The organism is Paractinoplanes rishiriensis, from assembly GCF_016862375.1.
Classification (GTDB): Bacteria; Actinomycetota; Actinomycetes; order Mycobacteriales; family Micromonosporaceae; genus Actinoplanes; species Actinoplanes rishiriensis.
Genome location: NZ_BOMV01000009.1, coordinates 36,756 through 52,444, shown reverse-complemented (window position 1 = coordinate 52,444; position 15,689 = coordinate 36,756). Strand labels below are relative to the sequence as shown.

At 71.8% G+C, this 15,689-nt stretch carries 12 protein-coding genes; 5 read left to right on the top strand and 7 right to left on the bottom strand.

Features of this window, described 5'->3' with window-relative positions; genetic code table 11:
• The coding region (locus Ari01nite_RS50825) for a CPBP family intramembrane glutamic endopeptidase (protein WP_203780440.1) at nt 1-1,085 on the bottom strand (1,085 nt) is incomplete at its 3' end.
• 76 nt (nt 1,086-1,161) lie between these two features.
• Between Ari01nite_RS50825 and Ari01nite_RS07885 the strand changes: the two genes are divergently transcribed.
• Nucleotides 1,162-3,171, top strand: a complete 2,010-nt coding sequence (locus Ari01nite_RS07885) for a sensor histidine kinase (RefSeq protein ID WP_203780439.1) — start codon at nt 1,162-1,164, stop codon at nt 3,169-3,171.
• Between the two features lie 59 nt (nt 3,172-3,230).
• Nucleotides 3,231-3,875 (top strand): response regulator, encoded by a 645-nt coding sequence (locus tag Ari01nite_RS07880; RefSeq protein ID WP_239162564.1) that lies wholly within the window; start codon nt 3,231-3,233, stop codon nt 3,873-3,875.
• Between the two features lie 357 nt (nt 3,876-4,232).
• Here Ari01nite_RS07880 and Ari01nite_RS07875 read toward each other — a convergent pair whose 3' ends face one another.
• Genes Ari01nite_RS07875 through Ari01nite_RS07865 form a run of 3 tightly spaced genes read right to left on the bottom strand, consistent with a single transcriptional unit; the run spans nt 4,233 to nt 9,174 of the window.
• Complete coding sequence (locus Ari01nite_RS07875) at nt 4,233-5,948, bottom strand: cellulose binding domain-containing protein (protein ID WP_203780438.1); 1,716 nt, start codon at nt 5,946-5,948, stop codon at nt 4,233-4,235.
• Nucleotides 5,945-7,516 (bottom strand): GH39 family glycosyl hydrolase, encoded by a 1,572-nt coding sequence (locus Ari01nite_RS07870; RefSeq protein WP_239162563.1) that lies wholly within the window; start codon nt 7,514-7,516, stop codon nt 5,945-5,947. The genes Ari01nite_RS07875 and Ari01nite_RS07870 overlap by 4 nt, the downstream gene beginning before the upstream one ends.
• Nucleotides 7,516-9,174, bottom strand: coding sequence for a glucuronyl esterase domain-containing protein (locus Ari01nite_RS07865; protein WP_239162562.1), 1,659 nt, complete (start codon nt 9,172-9,174; stop codon nt 7,516-7,518). The genes Ari01nite_RS07870 and Ari01nite_RS07865 overlap by 1 nt, the downstream gene beginning before the upstream one ends.
• Before the next feature lie 292 nt (nt 9,175-9,466).
• Here Ari01nite_RS07865 and Ari01nite_RS07860 point away from each other — a divergent pair, with 292 nt between their 5' ends.
• Both Ari01nite_RS07860 and Ari01nite_RS07855 read left to right on the top strand, forming a co-directional pair.
• Nucleotides 9,467-10,699 (top strand): LacI family DNA-binding transcriptional regulator, encoded by a 1,233-nt coding sequence (locus Ari01nite_RS07860; protein ID WP_203780437.1) that lies wholly within the window; start codon nt 9,467-9,469, stop codon nt 10,697-10,699.
• 627 nt (nt 10,700-11,326) lie between these two features.
• Complete coding sequence (locus Ari01nite_RS07855) at nt 11,327-11,617, top strand: hypothetical protein (RefSeq protein ID WP_203780436.1); 291 nt, start codon at nt 11,327-11,329, stop codon at nt 11,615-11,617.
• Here Ari01nite_RS07855 and Ari01nite_RS07850 read toward each other — a convergent pair.
• From Ari01nite_RS07850 to Ari01nite_RS07840, 3 genes are read right to left on the bottom strand one after another with little or no spacing between them, the layout of a single operon-like run.
• On the bottom strand, nt 11,598-13,118 hold the full coding sequence (locus Ari01nite_RS07850; RefSeq protein ID WP_203780435.1) for a tripartite tricarboxylate transporter permease: 1,521 nt from the start codon (nt 13,116-13,118) through the stop codon (nt 11,598-11,600). The two genes, Ari01nite_RS07855 and Ari01nite_RS07850, sit on opposite strands and share 20 nt — an antisense overlap.
• A 10-nt stretch (nt 13,119-13,128) precedes the next feature.
• Nucleotides 13,129-13,584: a tripartite tricarboxylate transporter TctB family protein gene (locus Ari01nite_RS07845; protein ID WP_203780434.1), complete on the bottom strand. Its 456-nt coding sequence runs from the start codon at nt 13,582-13,584 to the stop codon at nt 13,129-13,131.
• Nucleotides 13,581-14,570 carry a tripartite tricarboxylate transporter substrate binding protein gene (locus tag Ari01nite_RS07840; protein ID WP_203780433.1) on the bottom strand — a complete coding sequence of 330 codons (990 nt, stop codon included), beginning with the start codon at nt 14,568-14,570 and terminating at the stop codon, nt 13,581-13,583. Before Ari01nite_RS07840 ends, Ari01nite_RS07845 begins: the two co-directional genes overlap by 4 nt.
• Before the next feature lie 201 nt (nt 14,571-14,771).
• On the opposite strand from Ari01nite_RS07840, the gene Ari01nite_RS07835 reads away from it, so the two are divergent.
• A complete protein-coding gene (locus Ari01nite_RS07835) occupies nt 14,772-15,671 on the top strand; it encodes a LysR family transcriptional regulator (protein ID WP_203780432.1) in 900 nt (299 codons plus the stop codon).
• Nucleotides 15,672-15,689 lie beyond the last annotated feature (18 nt).

Here is a 15,689-nt window from a genome sequence, read left to right as displayed (position 1 = left end):
TCGGCGGGCGCGGGCGGCGGGATGGCCGCAGGCTCCGTGGGCGGTGAGTCGGATGGCGGAGCTCCCAACGAGACGCTCGGGCCGGCGGGCGCGGCGGGCAAAGGGCCGCTGGCGGGGACCGCGGGCCAGCCGGCGGTCGGGGTGGCGGGGTATGGCATGTATGCGGGGGGCGGCGGGAACTGGGGCGCCGGCGGCGGGGTGGGTGGGGATAGGGTGGCGATCTTCTTTCGGCGGGCCAGCCAGGCGATGACGGCGGCGAAAGTCAGCAGGGCCGGGACGTCGACGGCGAAGAACTGCCACGGCATGTCGGCGGCTGTTTCGTCCAGGGTCAGTTCGCCGAAGGCTGCGGCCAGGACGCTGCTTATCAAGTTGTTGGCGACGTGGAGCGCGATCGCGGCCTCCAAGCCGCCCGTGCGGACCGTGAGCCAACCGGCCACGGCGCCGAACACCACCAGGTCGGCGAAACCCCAGGGCGTGCCCCAGCCGTGCAGGGCCGCGAACACCACCGCCTGCACCGTGATCGGCAGCCACGGACTGCGGCACCACGCTCCCACGGCCTGCAGGAGCCAGCCCCTTGTCACATACTCCTCGGCGGCCGCCTGGGCCGGCACTACCAGGATCAGCACGGACATGGAGACCAGGAATGGTGCCCAGCCGACCACGCCGCCGTCCAGGCCCAGGTCTTCGCCGGTCAGCCAGGCCAGCGTCGCGCCACCGGACAGGACCACGACGATGGCCGCGGCGGCGACCGGCAGACAGGTGAGCAGCCAGCGCCAGCGCAGGCGGCCGGTCACCGACGAGACGGTGCCGGCGGGGCGGCCCTGGATCCAGCGGGCCGCGAACAGGACCAGCGGCAGCAGCAGCGCGATCGTCACGAAGGCCAGGGCCAGATCGGTGTGCACGCCGAAGCTGGGCAGGCCGTCGGCGTTTTCCGGGCGGCCGGCTATCGCGGCGGACAGGGTCACCGCCAGCAGCACGCCGATGGCCACGACGGCGCCGCCCACGACGATGAACAGGGTGCCGAGAAGCGTGCGCCACCAGCGGTGAGCGGGAGTGCGGGCCAGGCGGTGGTAGGGGGTTTGCATACTGGTGAGTCTTGTGGGCGGGGGGTTTTTGCGAATCCGTCTGTGGTCCTGAGTTGGTCTACACCCTGGGTTATAGATGATCCGTTGGAGGACCTGGCTGGTGCCCGGTCTGCTCGCCGCCGCACAGTTCGCGGCGTGGCCGGGCCTGCCGTTGCTGCGCGGCGAACCACCCGCGACGCTGCCCGCGATCGCCGTGTCGGTCACCGTGCTGCTGACCGCGGCGGCGCTGGGCTGGCGGCGGAGGCGGCCGGTCGCGGTGACCGTCGTGGTGGCGGCCGGGATCGCGCTCGGCACCTGGGCCGCGCCGGCCGAGCAGCAGTTCTTCGTGCCGGGAGACGCGCTCCTCCCGTTCTCGCTCGCCTCGTTCGTGGCCATGTTCGGGGTCGCCGCGCGCTGCGGCCGGCGGACCACGGCGTACACCCTCCTTGGTCTGGTGGCCCTGCAGGCCGCACTGACGGCGGCGGACACCGGCGTGACCAGTGACTTCCCGCTCGAGGTGCTGACCGGGCTGATCCTCTACGGCGGGGTGGCAGCGTGGGGCCGGCTCCGGGGCCGGTGGATCCGGGACCGTGCGGCAGCCGCGCGCCGGCTGGCGGAGGCGCGCCGTTCCGAGGCCGAGGCGGCGACGGCCGAGCGGCACCGGCTGGCCCGCGAACTGCACGACGTGACCGCGCACCACCTGACCTCGATCGTGGTGAACGCGTCGGCCGCCGAGATGGTCGGCGACCAGCGACCCGAGCTGCGGCCGCAGGCCGTCGACTTCGCGCGCCGCACCGGCCGGGACACGCTGGCGGCGCTGCACCGGCTGGTCGAAATTCTCCCGTTCGACGAGCCGCGAGCGGAGGCGGCTCCTGGTCTGGCCAGCTTAGCCGAGGACTTCCGGGGGCTGGGTCAGCCGATCGGCATACAGCTACCCTCCAGCGATCCGCCACCCGCGCTCGCCGCCGCTGCCTACGGCATCGCTCGCGAGGCGCTCACCAACACCCTGCGTTATGCGCCAGGAGGTCCGGTCACGCTGCTTTTGCGGTACGCCGGGGAGCAGGCGGAACTGGTCATCGACGATGCGGGACCGCGGGACGGCACGGCACCCGCCACCGGCCTGGGTGGCGGCCGGGGCGTGACCGGCATGCGCGAACGAGCCGCGGCCCTGGGCGGAACCCTGACCGCCGGACCGCGCGACGACGGCGCCGGTTGGCGGGTCCGGGCCGTCCTCCCGCTGACGGCCGGCGACACACCGGCCGGGCGGTTCACGCTGAGTCCACTCGTACTCGATCTCGGTGTTCTGCTCCTGGTCCTGTTGCTGCCGCTGGCCGGTCTGGCGGTCGCGGTGGAGGACGGCGACGTGGAACCGGCCGCCGCCACGCTCATCCTGCTGGCCCAGATCGCCCACGGCGTGCCGCTGATGTGGCGCCGGACCAGACCGTGGACAGTGCTGGCCGCCGTGATCGCGACGGCCTGGCTGGGGCCGCTGCTGGTGGCCGCCGACGTCACCCCGCCCGACGGCAGTTGGCTGTTCCTGTTCAGCGCGACCGCCGAGTTCGTAGCCGTGGCGGCGGTCGCCTCCCGCGGCGCCCGCCCACCCCTGGCCTGGCTGGGCGCCCTGGCCGCAGCCGGATCGTCGGGCCTGGCGGTGGGGACGCTGCTGGCCCTCGAACCGCCGACCCCCACCGAGGAGGGCCCGATCTTCCGGATCGCCGCGATGGTCCTGGTGGCGATGGTGGTGGCCGTGCTGCTGGCCGTCCCGATGACCGCGAGTGTCCTGATCGGTGCCGCCGCCCGCCGCCGCCGGGACCGCCGCCGGGACCGCGAGGAGGGTGGCGTGCACGCGGCGCTGGCGAATGCGGCCTTCCACGCCGGCATCGAACGGGCGCGGGTCGCGGCGGGCCTGCGCGACGCCGTCCTCCGCCACGCCGCGGACGTTCCCGCGGCTGCGGAGCGCGCCGACCTGCCGGGCGTGGTTACGGCGGCGCGGCAGGCGTTGTCCGCGATGCGTGCCCTCCTCGACGGGTTGGCCGCTCCCCCGGTCGCGCCGCCGGCGGACCCGCCGAATCAGCGCGGCACGGGTGACGGTGGCGCCGGTCGGTGAGTGGGGCGCGATAAGGTTCGGCCGGCGAAGCGGGAGGTGCCGTCATCGGCGTCCGGGTGATGATTGTTGATGACCAGGTGATGGTTCGGGCCGGGCTGGCCGCCATCGTCGGGGCGCAGCCGGATTTCGAGGTGGTGGGGGAAGCCGCCGACGGGGCCGCCGCCATCGCGCTCGCCGGGGAGACCCGGCCGGACGTGGTGTTGATGGACGTGCGGATGCCGGGGATGGACGGGCTCACCGCCACCGCCCGCCTCACCGCCGGGGACGCGGCGCCTCGGGTGCTGGTGCTGACCACGTTTCATCAGGACGCCTATGTCTTTCAGGCGCTGCGGGCCGGTGCCTCCGGGTTTCTGCTCAAGGACGCCGACGCAGCGGAACTCGTCAGCGCGATCCGGGTGATCGCGAGTGGCGAGGCCATGCTCAGCCCGGCGGTCACCCGGCGGCTCATCGACGCGTTCGCCAGCGGCAATCTGGCCGCGGCGCCGGAGGCCGACCCGCGGCTCGGTGCGCTCACGCCGCGGGAGCGGGAGGTGCTGGTAGCGCTGGCCAGGGGCCTGTCCAACGCGGAGATCGGCGCGGCTCTGGGCATCGGCGTCGGCACCGTCAAGGCGCACGTCAACGCCCTGCTGCCCAAGCTGGGGGCGCGCGATCGGGTGCAGGCCACGATTGTCGCGTACGACCTCGGGCTGGCCCGGCCGCGCTGAGAGCGGGCCCGATGTGATGGAGAGTGGCACACCGGACCCGCTCCGGATCTGACGAGAGGCGTCACGGCGGTGGCTGATTGGGGATGGCCACCGCCGTGCCGCCCGGCGAGAGGACGTGCGAGCTGTCGGTCACTACAGCTCTCCTCTCTCCTCCGGTGGAAAGGGGGAAGGGGATGTGTCACGGGGGTAGCGCTCCCGACGTGAACACCGCCAAAGTGTCGAGCAGGTTATCGAAAAGTGTCAATAGTTATCGGAAACTTTCGCCGAGTGGCGCTGATCTTTTCCGCCCGGATGGCGGTAACGAAAGGGCTCGGGCCAGGCCCGAGCCCTTTGCAACAGCCGTAAGTTCCGAGAGCTTCAAAGCGTGAAGACCACCGTGGAGATACTGCGTGCCGGCACGCTGACGGTGGCCTGCGCGCCGGTCACGCTGATCGGCTGGGCGGCCGCGTTCGCGGTCTGCGACGTCACGTAGTACGCGGCGGCGGTGGCGTTCTGCGGCGCCTGGACCACCGCGTTGGTCACCGCGCTCGCCGACCGGTTGAGGATCACCAGGGTGACCTTGCCGCCGCCGGCGTACGCGGTCACCTCCAGCGGGGATGCCTTCGCGCTCTTGGTCAACGCGACCCGCTGATAGCCGGGCCGGACGAATTTCGAGTACTGCGAGAACGCGTACCCACGTTTGAGCGGCGCGCCCGCGGTGGTCCCGTACGCGGCCTCACCGTCACCGATGAACGAGTAGAACCGCTTGCCGTACCACCACACGTACGCGCTCCAGTTGGCCTCCATCGACCGGTGCACCGTGCGCATGATGTCGTCCAGCGTCTCGTCCCAGACCGCCTGATTCGACGGGTTGCCCCAGATGGTGGAGCCGCTGCCGTCGGCCTCATGGTGATTCCACTCGGTCATCCACACCGGCTTGCCGTGCTGCGCCGCCAGCGGATACGGCGCCAGCCGGCCGGACGACTCGGTGCCGTACAGGTGGCCGCCGATGTAGCCGACGTTGTTCCGGGCGGCCGCGTCGTTGAGCGTCGGATCGGTGTAGCTGTAGTTCAGGTTCACCGCCTCGGCCACCATCAGCTTGGTGTTCTGCACCTTCGCGCCCTGCGCCTTGACCCAGTCGCGCAGTTCGGTGCCGCTCCAGTCCATCGAGTCGTAGTCCGGGTGCCAGTCCGGCTCGTTCTGCACCGACGTCACGTCCACCGGCACGCCCTGATCGCGCATGTACTGCACATAGCTGTTGAGGTGGCCGGCGTAGTCGTCGTAGTAGTCGGTCCGCAGCTTGCCGCCGCCGACCCGGCTGTTGTTCGACTTCCACGCCGCCGGTGCCGTCCAGGGCGAGGCCAAAACCTTCACCCCGGAGCCGTACGCCTTAGCCCTCTTCAAAGCGTTCACATGGGTGCCCCATTCACCCGACTCCGGCGAGATCCCGGTACGCACGATCGACATGCCGAACTGGTTGGCGCCCAGCCCGACCAGCGTCTGCGTCTCCGCCGCCGACCACGTGCCGGTCCCCCAGATCGCGGTCGCCGCCCCGAAGCCGTCGACGGTCTGATACCGGGTGGCGCTGTTCACCGTGATGTCCGGAGTGGCGTTGGGGTTGGCCGTGGGCGCCGTGGTCGGGGCAGTGGTGGGCGGGGTCGTCGGCCCAGCGGTCGGCCCGGTGGTCGGGGCGGTGCTGCCGGTGCAGGCCACCCCGTTGACCGCGAAGGCCGCCGGCACCGGGTTGCTGCCCGTCCACGAGCCGTTGAAGCCGAACGACACCGTGCCGTTCGTCGCCACCGAGCCGTTGTAACCGACGTTCCGCGCGGTCACCGCGGCGCCGCTCTGCGACACCGTCGCGTTCCACGCCTGCTGAACCGTCTGGCCGGCGCCGTAGGACCAGGTCAGCGTCCAGCCGCTGAGCGGGTCGCCGAGGTTGGTCAGGGTGACGTTCGCGCCGAAGCCGCCCTGCCACTGCGACGACACCGCATAGTTCACCGAACAGCCCGCGGCTGCCGAGGCGGGCGGCGCCAGGGCCACCGACGCCAGCAGCGCCGCACCGGCCGACACCAGGGCGATATTGCGTCTTCTCATCGGGCTTCTCCTTCGCGGCCGGCTCCGAGCAGTCTGGTTTCGTCCCACCACGGCGGGGTTTCGTCGGCCACCGGGGTGATCTCCAGCAGGGTCACCTCGTGGCGGGTCAGGGTCAGGTCGAGCTGCACGGCGCCGCCGGCGACCGGCAGGCGACGGTGGCTGCGGGCCGGCTCGGCGGCCTCCCGCAGAATCTCCAGCTGCCGCCGGTACGGTGCGGCGGGCCGGCCCAGCTCGCACCACGCCCGCCAGGCGTTGCCGTGGTCCTCGCTGACCGTCGAGCGCAGCAGGAAGGCCGCCGCCCCGGCGAACGGGACGGACAGCCGCAGGTGATGACTTTCCGGCGAGGCGGTCAGGTCGGTGTGGTCGACCGGCGACCAGGCGAGGACGGTGACCCGGCCGGTGTCGTCGGTGGTGACCAGGTGGTTGTCGCCCCGGGCCAGCACCCGGTCCGCCATGCGCGCCATGAAGGCGTACAGGTGGAAGGTTGGTTTTTTGATCTGCCGGTGGGTGAGCAGGCCGAAGCCGCCGTGAAAGAGGGCGGCCGGAACTCCCTCCTCCTCGAACATGTCGCTGAACGTCCAGTACGAGAACGAGTCGGCCAGCTCTCCCCCGGCGGCCACCACGGGCGCCAGGTAGGCGGCGTGGAAGGCGGTGTCGTGGATCGGGTTGTCGGGGCGGTAGGACGAGTTGAACTCGGTGATGTGCACCGGCACACCGGCCAGCGGCGTGTCGCGCAGCTGCCGGCGCGGCAGTCCGAACTGGCTGAGCAGGTCGGCCGCCGGCCGCAGCGACTGGTGGGTCCCGAACGGCACGTGCTGCGCCGGGCCGGAGGTGTACGCGTGCCGGCTCACGAAGTCGACCGGCACGCCGCGGTCGACGACGAACTCGGCGAACCGCAGCATCCAGTCGTCGTCGCCGGGTGAGATGGCCGGCCCGCCCACCTGGAGGCCGGCGTCGACCTCCTTGACGGTGCGGGCCGATATCTCGTAGAGCCGGTGGTAGGCGGCGGCGTCCGCGTCCTGCCAGAAATGCTTGAGGTTCGGTTCGTTCCAGACCTCGATCGGCCAGCCACGAACCTCGTCGAGGCCGTACCGGTCGATCAGGTGCACCACCGTGGCCCGGACCAGGCCGGCCCACTCGCTCCAGGACGCGGGCGGGGTGACGTTGCCCCGCCACCAGAACACGGTCTGCTCACCGGAGGCCAGCGTGGACGGCATGAATCCCAGCTCCAGGAACGGCCGGATGCCCAGCTCGAGATACCGGTCCAGCACCTGGTCGAGGTAGCCGAACACGTGCCGGACGTGCCGCCGGCCGCGGTCGTGGTACGGCCGGTGGATGCCCATCCCGTCGCTGAACAGCCCGTGTCCGCGGATGTGCCGGAAGCCGATCTCCCGCTGGATCAGGGACAGCGACTCCTGGTAGTCGGCGCGCAGGGCCAGTTCGAGCCGCCCGGTGCCGACGCACGCGCGCCAGGCGTCGCCGAGCCGGGATCCGGCGCCCTCGGATCCGGTCATGCCGCCCGATCCGGTCATGCCGTCCGAACCGGTCATGCCGTCCGATCCGGTCATCAGGACGCCGTGCAGGTGGGTGCCGGGCCCGGGCCGGCGCCGGTGCCCTGGAAGCCGAACTCGGTGCTGCCGCCGGCCCCGATCTGGCCGTTGTAGCCGACGTTGCGGAAGGTGACCGCGCCGGTGGTCCCCGAGCTGGACGAGTTCCAGGCGTTGGTCACCGCGCTGCCGGACGGCAGGTTGACCGTGACGGCCCAGCCGTTGACCGGGGTGGAGCCGGCACTGACCTTGATCGTCGCGACGAAGCCGCCGTTCCACGAGTTCAGCGAGACGGTGGCGCTGCAACCAGCGGACGGCGGTGTGGTGGGCGGCGTGGTCGGAGTTGTGGTGGGCGGAGTCGTCGGCCCGGTCGTGGGCGGCGTGGTGGGCGGCGTGGTCGGAGTTGTGGTGGGCGGCGTGGTCGGGCCCGTGGTCAGGGTCGGGGTCGACCAGTTCCGCCACTCGGCCAGGTTGCCGGTCGCCTTGCTGTGCATCCGGATGGCGCCCGCCGCGCTGCCGGTCTTGAGCAGGAACTTCTGGATGTTCTGCTGCAGCGGCGTGCGCCACTCGCTGCGGTTGGCGCAGTGGGTGCCGTCGGTGACGTCCGACCAGTACGTGATGTTGCCGCCCGCGCCGAGTGCCCGGTAGACCTCGGCGCCGCCCAGGGCTGCGACGCTCGCCGAGCGCGGGCCCAGGTTGGCGATGTGCGGGTTGTCCATGACGAACAGGCCGCGCGGCGCGATCATCGCGACCATCTCGTGGGTGTCCACCGGCAGGCGTCCGGGGCTGCTGGTGAACGAGCCGAACGCGTCGCCGAGCCACGGCTGCTCCCCGTACGCGGAACTCAGGCTCTGCGCGCCCTCGCCCGGGATGCCGCGGAAGATCGGCGTGCCCGCGCTGCCCGACTCGATCGGCATGGTGAGCGCGATGCGCTGGTCGAACACGCCGGCCACGAACGCGCCCTTGCCGAACCGCGAGCACCCGGTCACCCCGGTCGCGTCGGCCTTGAGGACAGTGCCGCCGGACTGCTCGATCACGTCGATGATCCGGCTCACGCCCCAGCCCCAGGCCTGGAGCAGCCCGGTCGTGCTGGTGTTGCCGTAGATGCTGTAGAACGCGCCCTGCTTGTTGGCCCGCCCGGTGCCCTCCCGGCCGACCACATACGGGTCGTAGCTGATGACCGCGGCACCGGCGGCCCGGATCGTCGCCGTGTCCGCGCCGAACCCGCCGTAGACCACCACGGCCGGGAACGGGCCGGTGCCGCTGGGCAGCGAGACGGTCGCCGAGAAGCTCGAACTCCGGCCGTTGTCGCTCACGTTCACGGTGATGCCGCTGCTGGTGACGGTGCCGGTGACGCTCGACGGCCGGGCCGGCTTGGGCCCGTACACGAACTTCTCGGCCAGCCGCTTGATCTCTTGGCGCCGGCACCGCCAGTCCGACGTGGTCGCGATCCGGGTGCCGTTGATCCGGGTGAACGGGTCGGGCAGCCGGGCCTCGGTCGGCAGGGCGCCGGCGTCGGGCAGGGTGGGGACCGCGCAGTCCGCGCCCTCGTCCTCGACGGCGGCCAGAACCGCCGCCTGAGCAGTGTTCACCGTCGTGACGACAGCGGCCGTACCAGCGGACGCGAGCGCCGACGCCATCAGCACGACGACCGTCGTACGTATCTTCGAGCCGCCCATGGGGGCTCCTTCCGGAAGTTTCGGTGATAGTGCGAGAGTTTTCGGAGGGGTAAACGCACGTTACGACGCGGTGTCAGACCGGTCAATAGCCGATCTTCGATGGCGTACGGGTCCGGATTTCTAGCTTGCCGAAACTGTTTCCGATCGGCCTCGGCCGCTCTCCGCGCCGGAAAAATGGCTCCACACCCGGCTCCACGACATTGTGGAGCCAAAGCCGGAAGAAGGGACAAACGACGTACCGTGGAGCCATCCGCCGATTGACGTGGAGCTATGCCGAACTAGGGTTCGACCCATGGCGCGCGGTGAGATCGAGCGACTCCCCAGCGGATCGCTGCGGGTCCGGGTGTACGCGGGCATCGACCCCGCGACCCGGAAGCGGCGCTACCTGGTGGAGACGATCCCGGCCGGCCCGACCGCCGCCCGCGACGCCGAGGCGGTCCGGGCCCGGCTGCTCGACGAGGCCGCCCAGCGCCGCCGGCCGGAACCGGCCGCCGGCAGCCCGGCCGACCTCCGGCGACGCGGACGCCGACGGGGCGAGCTCACGGTCACCACGATCGCCCGGCTGGCCGGCGTCTCGGCGCCCACCGTGTCCAAGGTGCTCAACGGCCGCCCGGGCGTCGCGCTGGAGACCCGCCGCCGGGTCGAGGCGGCGCTGCGCGAGCAGGGTTACCGCCGCCCGGGCAACCTGATCCAGGCCGCGCACCTCGAGGTGGTGTTCTACGGCATGCAGAGCAGCATGGCGGTCAACATCCTGCACGGCGTCGAGCGGGTGGCCGGCGCCAACGCACTGGCGGTCAGCTTCACCGACGCCCGGCAGCGGGCCGCGACCGGCCGGCCCTGGGCCCGCGAGCTGCTCGCCCGCCGGCCCACCGGGGTGATCGCGGTCCAGCTCGGCTTCAGCTCCGACCAGCACGACCTGCTGGTGGCGAGCGGCATCCCGCTGGTGGCCCTCGACCCGGACGACGAACCGGAGCACCCGGTCCCCGCGGTGGTGGCCACCAACCGGGCCGGCGCGGCCGCCGCCACCGGGCACCTGCTCGGTCTCGGTCACCGCCGGATCGCCGTGCTCACCGGTCCGACCGAACGGCTGTGCGCGCGGGTCCGGCTCGAGGGCGCCCGGGCGGCGATGGCTGCGGCCGGCACGCCGCTGGACGACCGGCTGGTGCGCACCGGCCGGTGGTTCGCCTTCGAGGACGGGCTCAGTCACGGCCGCGAGCTGCTGCGCCTGCCGGACCGGCCGACGGCCGTGGTGTGCGGCAACGACCTGCAGGCCCTCGGCGTCTACGAGGCGGTCCGGCAGGCCGGGCTGCGCATCCCGCAGGACCTCAGCGTGACCGGTTTCGACGACCTACCGCACAGCCGGTGGAGCGGTCCGCCGCTGACCACGGTGCGCCAGCCGATCACCGAGATGGGCACCGCGGCGGCCGAGGTGGCGCTGGCCCTGGCCGGCGGCCGGCCACCCGCGCGGACCCGGGTGGAGCTGCCGACCACTCTGATCGTCCGGGACAGCACGGCGACGCCGTAGCCGCGCGCTTGCCAAGCCGAACCGTTTCCATCGAGACTTGCCACTGTTTTCGAAGTGGGGCACGGCCGCGCCGCGAATTCACCGCGGTGCGCCGATCGCCGTGAATTCGTCTTTGCGCCGGCCAATTCCGACCCATTCTCCGGAAAGGAACAAAAGACATGCGCAAACTGCTGTCTCTCGGCGTGACTTTCGCCGCCGTGGCGTTCTCCGTCCTGGCCCTCGCGCCGGTGGCGACCGGCGCCGAGTCCAACGACGGTACCCGCGTCCCCGCGCACCGTCCTGCTGCACATCGGCACCAACGACATGTTCGCCGGCGCGAGCGGCGCCACCACCCGGTTGTCGGCGCTGATCGACAAGATCACCAATACCGCGCCCGTCGCGGGAGTCTTCGTAGCCACCATCGTTCCGCTGTCCGGCGCGGAGACCCAGGTGCGCGTTCAACGCGGCGCTGCCCGGCATCGTCGCCGCCAAGGCCGGCGCCGGCAGACCCGTCCACCTGGTCGACATGTATGGCGCGCTGACGCTGAGCGACCTCGCCGACGGCGTGCACCCGAACGCCGGCGGCTACCGCAAGATGGCCGACGTCTGGTCCCGCGCCTGCAGGCGGTTCCCGGCAGCCTCGGCGACGTGTCCGCCCCGCCGACCGGCGGTGCCTGCACGACCACCTACACCCCGGGCAACCAGTGGAGTGACCGCTTCAACCTCACCGTCACCGGCACCGGCACCACCGCCTGGGTGGTCACCGTCAACGCCACCGCGCCGCAGACGTTCCAGAACAGCTGGAGCGCCGCCGTCACCCTCACCGACAACAACCGGACGCTCACCGCGCGCCCGGACGGCAGCGGCAATTCGTTCGGCTTCACCGTCCTGCACGGCGGCAACCGGAACTGGCCGGCGATCAGCTGCCGACCCGCGTGACCGGCTGATCGGCGGCGTCCGGAGCCGGCTGCCGGCGGCGCCGCACCGCGCGCGCCGCCGGCCAGGCCAGCACCGCGACGAACAGGACCAGCAGGGTGCCCGAGATGGGGCGGCCGAAGAACTCCACCGGGTTGCCGTCGAACAGCAGCAGCGAGCGGCGCAGCGAACTCTCCAGCAGCGAGCCCAGCACGAACGCCAGCACCAGCGGGCCGGGTTCGAAGCCGAGCTTCTTCATCAGGTAACCCAGCACGCCGAACGCGACCACCAGGGCGATGTCGAAGGTGCTGTTGTTGACCGTGTACGCGCCGATCAGCGTGATCAGCACGGTGATCGGGGCCAGGATCGCCGGGCGTACCCGCAGGATTTTGACGAACAGCCCGACCAGCGGGAGGCTCATGATCAGGAGCAGGACGTTGCCCAGGTACATCGAGTTGATGACGCCCCAGAACAGCTCGGGATTTTCGGTGACCAGCTGCGGGCCGGGGGTCACGCCCTGGATCAGGAGCGCGCCGAAGATCACTGCCATGGTGGCGTTCGCCGGGATGCCGAGCGTGAGCAGCGGGATGAACGACGAGGTGGCGGCGGCGTTGTTGGCGCTCTCCGGGGCGGCCACGCCCTCCACGGCACCCCGGCCGAAACGCTCGGGGGTGCGGGAACGGCGCTTCTCCACCGCGTAGGCGGCCAGCGACGCCAGCACCGCGCCGCCGCCGGGCAGCACGCCCAGCACGAAGCCGATCACCGAGCCGCGGCCGATCGCGCCGCCCGACTGCCGCAGGTCGGACCGGGCGGGCCAGACGCCGGCCACCTTCGGCGGGGCGGTCACGGCCCGGTGCCGCTCCTCCAGGCTGTGCAGAATCTCGCCCAGGCCGAACAGGCCCATCGCGATCGGCACGAAATCCAGGCCGTCGGCCAGCGAGAGGCTCTCGAAGGTGAAGCGTTCGGCGCCAGTGAAGCCGTCCCGGCCGACCGTGGCCAGCAGCAACCCGACGCAGGCCGCAGCCAGCGCCTTGATCCGGCCGCCGCTGCCGACGGTGGCCACCAGCAGGATGCCGAGCAGGGCCAGGGCGGTGTACTCGGGCGGCCCGAAGTCCAGTGCGAACCCGGCCACGAACGGCGCCACCAGCGACAGCGCCACCACGGACAGCGTCCCGCCGACGAACGAGCCGATCGCGGCGATGCCCAGCGCGGTGCCGGCCCGGCCCTGCCGGGCCAGCGCGTGGCCGTCGAAGACGGTGACCACCGAGGACGCCTCCCCGGGCAGCCGCAGCAGCACCGAGGTGATGGTGCCGCCGTACTGCGCGCCGTAGAAGATCCCGGCCAGCATGATGATCGCGGTGACCGGCTCGAGCGCGAACGTGAGCGGCAGCAGGATGGCGATCGTGGCGGCCGGGCCGAGGCCGGGCAGCACCCCGATCAGCATGCCGATGACCACGCCGAGCAGGCAGTAGAGCAGGTTCTCCGGCTCCAGCAGCACGGCGAAGCCGCTCAGCACCGCATCCATCGGGACCCCTTCAGAACAGGTGCGGGATGGGCACCGACAGCAGGCCCACGAACAGCAGGTAGAAGACGGCGACCGTGGCGAGGCTGACGACGCCCGCGGTGAGCCACGACTCGCCGCCCAGGAATCGCATCCAGGCGAAGGCGACCAGCAGCGCCGGGACCTCGAAGCCGATCACCGGCAGCAGCGCCACGAACACCACCATGCCCCCGACCGCGGCCAGCACCAGCAGTCCCGGCCGGGTGAAGCGTTCGGCATCGGTGGTGCGCCGGGCCAAACCCGCAAGAGCCAGGCCGAGTACGCCGAGGACGGCGCTCACCAGCAGCGGCCAGGTGCCGGGGCCGGGCCGGGCGGGTGAACCCACACCCAGCGCCAGCGAACCCAGGAACACCGCGACCGCGACGGCCACCAGCGCGGCCGCGGTGACGACGTTGGTCACCGGGCCGGCCGCGGGCGGGGCGTCGGTCATCCAGTCTTCCCCATGGTGATGTTGTTCTTGGCGACCAGATCCCGGTACGTGGTCAGGTGGGCGTTCCACTGCTGGAGTACGGTCGCGCCGTCCACCTCGTTCGGGGTGAGCAGCCGTTTGGCGTTGAACTCCTGATAGCTCGCGGCGGCGAAGGCGGCCTGGAACGCGCCGCGCAGGGCCGCGACCACCTCGGGCGGCGTGCCCTTGGGCGCCACGATCGCGCGGGACTGCTGGACCGGCGCGTTGTAGCCGGCCTCGACCGCCGTCGGGGTGTCCGGCAGGTAGCTGGGCCGCTTCTGCGCGAACGTGACGATCGGGTTGATCTTCTTGGCGGTGATCTGGGCCTGCGCCTCGCCGAGTTGCACCGCGGCGACGTCGACCTGGCCGCCGAGCACCGCGGTCAGGGTGGGCGCTCCCCCGTCGAACGGCACCGCGGTGGCCTGGATGCCGGCCGCCGCGAACAGCAGTTGCGAGCACAGCTGGCTGCCGGTGCCGACGCCAGTGGTGCCGAATTTGACCGGGCGCTTGGCGTTCACCATGTCCTGGACCGACTTGAAGCCGGTCTTGGGGCTGGCGACCAGCACGTAGTCGTCCTGGGAGATGCCGGTGACCACCTCGTAGTCGTTGATGTCGACCGCCTCGCTCGCCGGCACCGCGAGCGGTGTGATGTACGCGAGCGAGCCGACGAACACCATCACGGTCTGGCCGTCCGGCTTGGCCGAGGCGAGTTCCTTGGCGGCGATCGCGCCGTTGGCGCCGGGCCGGTTCTGCACGGTCACCGGTACGCCCAGCTTCTGGCCGGCCTGGTCGGCGAGCGCGCGGCCGATCAGATCGGTGCTGCCGCCGGCGTCCTGGCCGACCAGCATGGTGATCGCGCCGGCCGGGAATTTCGCCGCGGCCGCCGGCGCGTCGTCGTTGCCGAGGTTGCCGCCACAGCCGGCGGCCAGCACCACCGCGAGGGCAGCGCCGCAAAGCCTGGTCTTCATGGACCACTCCTAGGGGATGTGAGGTCGGTCACCGGCCGCCGATGCGGCGAGCCTAAGGCGGCCATTCATGCCTGTCCAACTCTCTTGTGGCATCGATTGATACCTTTGCAGCATGACCGCCTGCACCGAGCGGCAGCCGGCCGCGCCGCCGGACGGCGCCGCAGGCGAGGGCCAGGAGGGCATGCCTAAGGAGGGCTCAGCATGAGCTACACCCTCGATCAACTTCGCTGCCTCGTGGCGGTGGCCGAGGAGCTGCACTTCGGGCGGGCCGCGGCGCGCCTGCGGATGACCCAGCCGCCGCTGAGCCGGCAGATCCAGAAGCTCGAGGCCGCGGTCGGCGCGCACCTGCTCGACCGGGACAACCGCAGCGTCTCGCTCACCCCGGCCGGCGCGGCGTTCCTGGCCGAGGCCCGCCGGGTACTGGCGCTCATCGACGCGGCGCCCGGCCTGGCTCGCCGGGTCTCGTCGGGCACCCGCGGCGTGGTGCGGCTCGGCTTCACCGCGGGCTCCACCTTCGCGGTGCTCGGCGAGTTGCTCAACCGGGTCGGCCGGGACCTGCCCGAGGTCTACGTCGACCTGTTCGAGATGGTCACCCGGGAACAGGTGGCCGCGCTCGACGCCGACGAACTCGACCTGGGACTGGCCCGGCCGCCGTTCGACCCGACCACGTACGAGTCGCGCCCGCTGGTCCGGGAGGCGCTGCTGCTCGCCGTACCGGAAAGACATCCGCTGACCGCACTGCGCCGCCCGGCGCAACCCGCCGACCTGGCCGGCGAGGCCCTGATCCTGCATTCGCAGCACCGCGCGAAGTACTTCTACGACCTGGTGGTCAGCATGGTCCCGGTGGCGCAGGAGAGCGTCACGCACAGCGTCAGCCAGATCGTCACCATGCTGTGGCTGGTCGCGGCCGGCCGGGGGATCGCCTTCGTGCCCGCGTCGGCCGTCCGGCTCGGCGTCCCGGGCGTCGCCTACGTCCGGCTCGCGACGCCGGTGCCCGAGCCGGTCGAGCTGCACCTGCTGTGGACCCGGCACAACCCCAACCCGGCGCTGCGCCAGGTGCTGCGGGCACTCGATGCCTTCGAGGTATCACACGATACGTAAACACTCTTGGACAGGCAT

What these genes read in the sequence shown, in the direction of transcription:
- Ari01nite_RS07835 (WP_203780432.1), top strand. Translation starts at nt 14,772, where the DNA reads ATGAGCTACACCCTCGATCAACTTCGCTGCCTCGTGGCGGTGGCCGAG.
- Ari01nite_RS07880 (WP_239162564.1), top strand. Translation starts at nt 3,231, where the DNA reads ATGATTGTTGATGACCAGGTGATGGTTCGGGCCGGGCTGGCCGCCATC.
- Ari01nite_RS07840 (WP_203780433.1), bottom strand. Translation starts at nt 14,570, where the DNA reads ATGAAGACCAGGCTTTGCGGCGCTGCCCTCGCGGTGGTGCTGGCCGCC.
- Ari01nite_RS07865 (WP_239162562.1), bottom strand. Translation starts at nt 9,174, where the DNA reads ATGGGCGGCTCGAAGATACGTACGACGGTCGTCGTGCTGATGGCGTCG.
- Ari01nite_RS07850 (WP_203780435.1), bottom strand. Translation starts at nt 13,118, where the DNA reads ATGGATGCGGTGCTGAGCGGCTTCGCCGTGCTGCTGGAGCCGGAGAAC.
- Ari01nite_RS07875 (WP_203780438.1), bottom strand. Translation starts at nt 5,948, where the DNA reads ATGAGAAGACGCAATATCGCCCTGGTGTCGGCCGGTGCGGCGCTGCTG.
- Ari01nite_RS07885 (WP_203780439.1), top strand. Translation starts at nt 1,162, where the DNA reads ATGATCCGTTGGAGGACCTGGCTGGTGCCCGGTCTGCTCGCCGCCGCA.
- Ari01nite_RS07845 (WP_203780434.1), bottom strand. Translation starts at nt 13,584, where the DNA reads ATGACCGACGCCCCGCCCGCGGCCGGCCCGGTGACCAACGTCGTCACC.
- Ari01nite_RS07860 (WP_203780437.1), top strand. Translation starts at nt 9,467, where the DNA reads ATGGCGCGCGGTGAGATCGAGCGACTCCCCAGCGGATCGCTGCGGGTC.
- Ari01nite_RS07870 (WP_239162563.1), bottom strand. Translation starts at nt 7,516, where the DNA reads ATGACCGGATCGGACGGCATGACCGGTTCGGACGGCATGACCGGATCG.